The following is a 4,374-nucleotide window of genomic DNA, read 5'->3' on the forward strand; positions in this document are numbered from 1 at the left end:
ACACCGGCGAGGAATCAAGGAGTTCCACCCCCATCCCCGCCCACTGCGACCCCTGACCGGGGAAGAGGAACACGGTGCGGCGGCCGGCGTCGGCGGTGTGCACGGGGGCCTTGCCGTCGAGCACCGCGCGGAGGCCGGCGGCGATTTCCTCGCGGCCGGCTCCCACGACCACGGCCCGCCGCTCGAACGCGGTCCTGGTGGTCGCCAGTGAGTAGCCGACGTCCAGCGGGTCGGCGTCCGGCCGGTCCAGCAGGGCGCGCGCCTGGTCACGCACCGCGTCCTCGGTGCGGCCCGACAGGGTCCAGGCCACGACCGGCTCAGGGGCGGTCCCCGCCGTCTGCGCGGTCTCCCGAGCCGGGGCGGGCTCGGCCTGTTCGATGATGACGTGCGCGTTGGTGCCGCTCATGCCGAACGACGACACGCCGGCACGCCGCGGGCCGTCCCAGGCCCGCTCCTCGGTCAGCAGCTCGATGTTCCCCGCGGACCAGTCGATGAACGGCGAGGGGACATCCGCGTGGAGCGTCCTGGGCAGCACGCCGTGCTCCATGGCCTGGAGCATCTTGATGATGCCGGCCACACCGGAGGCGGCCTGGGTGTGGCCGAGGTTGGACTTCAGCGAACCCAGCCACAGCGGCCGGTCCCGGTCCCGGCCGTAGGTGGCGAGCAGTGCCTGGGCCTCGATCGGGTCGCCCAGTTTGGTGCCGGTGCCGTGCGCCTCGACCACGTGCACGTCGGAGGGTTCGAGTCCGGCGTTCGCCAGGGCCTGCTGGATGACGCGCTGCTGCGAGAGCCCGTTCGGCGCGGTCAGGCCGTTGGAGGCGCCGTCCTGGTTGACGGCGCTGCCGCGTACGACGGCCAGCACCGGGTGCCCGTTGCGCCGGGCGTCGGACAGGCGCTCCAGGACGAGCATGCCGACACCCTCGGCTATGCCGAATCCGTCGGCGTCGGCGCCGAACGGTTTGCAGCGGCCGTCGGCCGCCAGGCCACGCTGTCGGCTGAAGCCGGTGAAGGACAGGGGTGAGCCCAGGATGGTGGCGCCGGCGGCCAGGGCCAGCGAGCATTCGCCGGACCGCAGTGCCTGTGCCGCGAGGTGCACGGCCACGAGTGAGGAGGAGCAGGCGGTGTCGATCGTCAGCGCCGGCCCTTCCAGGCCGAGCGAGTAGGAGATACGGCCGGACAGCACACTGGTGGAGATGCCGGCGATGAGGTGGCCCTCGGCCTCCTCGGGCACCCGCTCGCCGTCCCCGCCGTACCCCTGGTACCCGGCGCCGACGAACACGCCGGTGTGCGTACCGCCCAGCGTGGTCGGGTCGATACCGGCCCGCTCCAGCGCCTCCCAGGACGTCTCCAGCAGCAGCCGCTGCTGCGGGTCCATGGCGAGGGCCTCACGCGGGCTGATGCCGAAGAACGCCGGGTCGAACAGGCCGGCGTCGTAGACGAAGCCGCCCGCGCGGGAGTAGCTCGTGCCGGGCCGGTCGGAGTCGGCGTCGAAGAGGTCCTCGATGTTCCAGCCGCGGTCACCGGGGAGTTCGGAGATCGCGTCGCGCCCCTCGGCGAGCAGCCGCCACAGGTCCTCGGGGGTGCGCACACCGCCCGGGTAGCGGCAGGCGGCGGAGACGATGACGACGGGGTCGTCATCGGCGGGCACGGTCACCGGCACCGGGGCGGCGGGCACCGTCGCCGTGCCGAGCAGTTGGTCGTGCAGGTGGTCGGCGAGGGTGGTGGCCGAGGAGTAGTCGAAGACGATGGTGACCGGCAGGCGCAGGCCTGTCGAGGCGTTCAGCCGGCCGCGCAGGTCGACGGCGGTCAGCGAGTCGAATCCCAGTTCCCGGAAGGCACGGGACGAATCGATGTCGGCCGCGGACTCGTGGCCGAGGACGGCCGCGGCCTGGGTCCGGACGAGGTCGACGAGGGCGTCGCGCCGCTCGGCTTCGGAGAGGGCACGGAGCCGATCCACCAAGGGCGAGGAGCTTTCGTCCTGGCGGGCGGCGTCCGCCGTCCGGTCGGTCAGCGCGTCGCGGGCGTCGGGCAGGTCGGAGATGAGGGCGCTGGGCCGGGCGGATGTGAACACGGGGGCGAACCGGTCCCAGTCGACGGCGGCCACGACGATGACCGTCTCGTCCCGGTCCAGCACCTGCTGGAAGCCCTCGATGGCGAGCGCGGGGCGCATGAAGGGGATACCCCGTCCGCGCAACTGCTGCTCGGCGAGGTTGGCGGCCATCCCCTTGCCGTCCTGTGGGGCCCAGATGCCCCAGACCACCGAGGTGGCTGCCAGCCCGCGGGCACGCCGGTGCTCCGCGAGGCCGTCCAGATAGGCGTTGGCGGCGGCGTAGGCGCCGTGGTCCGCGCTGCCCCAGACCGCGGAGATGGACGAGAACATGACGAACGCGTCGACCTCGCCGATCAGCTCGTCCAGGTGGGCCGCGCCCAGCACCTTGGCGTGCAGGGTGTCGCCGAACTCGGCCAGGTCGGTGTCCGGCAGCGGCACGAGGCTGCCCGCGCCCGCTGTGTGCATGACGGAGCGGATCCGGTCGCCCTGGGCCTCCAGGCCGGCGATGAGAGCGGCCAGTTGCTCGCGGTCGGTCACGTCGCAGACGGCGGTGGTGACGCGGGCGCCCAGGGACCGGAGTTCCGCGGTCAGCTCGGCGGCGCCGGGCGCGTCACCGCCCTGCCGGCTGAGGAGCACCAGGTGTTCCGCTCCGTTGCGCGCCAGCCAGGCGGCGATCTGCCCGCCGACGGCGCCCGTGCCGCCGGTGATGAGGACCGTGCCGCGGGGACGCCATGGCTCGGGCGCCGCCCCGGAGGGCAGGGGGGCTCGGGCGAGGCGGCGTCCGTACGCGCCGCCGGGCCGCAGGGCCACCTGGTCCTCGTCCGAGTCACCGGCCAGCACGGAGATCAGGGCGGCGGGGTCGAAGCCCTCGGCCAGGTCGCAGAGGCCGCCCCAGCGCCTCGGGTACTCCAGGGCGGCGACGCGGCCCAGGCCCCACACCAGGTTCTGGGCGACGCCGGTCACCGAGTCGTCGTGGCCTGTGGAGACCGCGCCGCTGGTGAGGCACCACAGCGGGGCGTCGATGCCCGTGTCGTCGAGTGCCTGGGCGAGAGCGAGGGTGAGGGCCACGCCGACCGGTACGACGGCATGGTCCGGGTGCGGCCGTTCGTCCAGGCCGAGGAGCGACACCACCCGGTACGGCGGGCGGGGCAGGTCGGCCAGTCGCCGCGCGAGCGTCTGCCGGTCGCTGTCGGCAGCGGTCAGTTCCGTCTGCGTCACCGTCGCGCCGGCGGCCTCCAGTGCCCGGCGCACGTCGGCGGCGAGCGGGTGGCCGGTCTCCGGGACGAGCAGCAGGCAGTGGCCGGAGAGGTCCCCGGGGGCACGGGCGGGCAGCGCCTTCCAGGTGACGCGGTACCGCCAGGAGTCGACCGTGGCGCGGCTGTCGTGGCGGTTGCGCCAGTCGGACAGCGCGGGCAGCAGGGCGCTGAGCGGCGTCTGCGGGTCCACGCCGAGCAGTTCTCCCAGGCTGCCGTCCTCGACCGTCTGCCAGAAGTGGTTCTGCTCCGCCGCGCCGATGCCGACGCTGTCCTCCAGCCAGTACCACTTGCGCTGGAAGGCGTACGTCGGCAGGTCCCGGCAGGCCGGCGCGCCACCGAAGAACGGCGACCAGTCCACCTCCACACCCCGCACGAAGAGTTCCGCGGCGGAGCACAGGAACCGGCCCCAGCCCCCCTCCTCACGCCGCAGCGTCCCCGACACGACAGCCGCGTCACCCAACGCCTCGTCCATCCCCACCGTCAGGACGGGATGAGCGCTGACCTCCACGAACACGCCATGCCCGGCAGCCGCGAGAGACCGCACAGCGGTCTCGAACCGCACCGTCTGCCGCAGGTTGCGGAACCAGTACCCCGCGTCGAGTTCCTCCCCGGTGAGCCACTCCGCATCCACCGTGGAGAAGAACGGCACCGTGGCCGGCCGGGGAGAGACCCCCTCCAGCACCCGCAGGATCTCCTCACGGATCTCCTCCACCTGCACCGAATGCGACGCGTAGTCCACCGGAATCCGCCGGGCCCGCTCCACCCGGCCCAAAACCTCCTCCAGACCAGCCGGATCACCCGCGACGACCACCGAGGACGGCCCGTTCACCGCCGCCACCGACACACCCTCCGGCAGCAGATCGCGCACCTGCTCCACCGGCAGCGGAACCGACACCATCCCGCCCCGGCCCGCCAGCGCGGTGATCGCCTTCGAGCGCAGCGCCACGACCCGTGCGCCGTCCTCCAACGACAGCGCACCCGACACCACAGCAGCCGCGATCTCACCCTGGGAGTGGCCCAGCACCGCGGCGGGCCGCACCCCCACCGACTCCCACAGCGCCGCCAGCG

Annotated in this window: 1 protein-coding gene; it reads right to left on the reverse strand. The window is 73.6% G+C overall.

The window, feature by feature from the left end:
* A partial coding sequence (locus IE273_RS42905; protein ID WP_229888145.1) for a type I polyketide synthase occupies window positions 1-4,374 on the reverse strand: 4,374 nt, incomplete at both ends.

The organism is Streptomyces olivaceoviridis, assembly GCF_014650115.1.
Lineage (GTDB): Bacteria > Actinomycetota > Actinomycetes > Streptomycetales > Streptomycetaceae > Streptomyces > Streptomyces olivaceoviridis.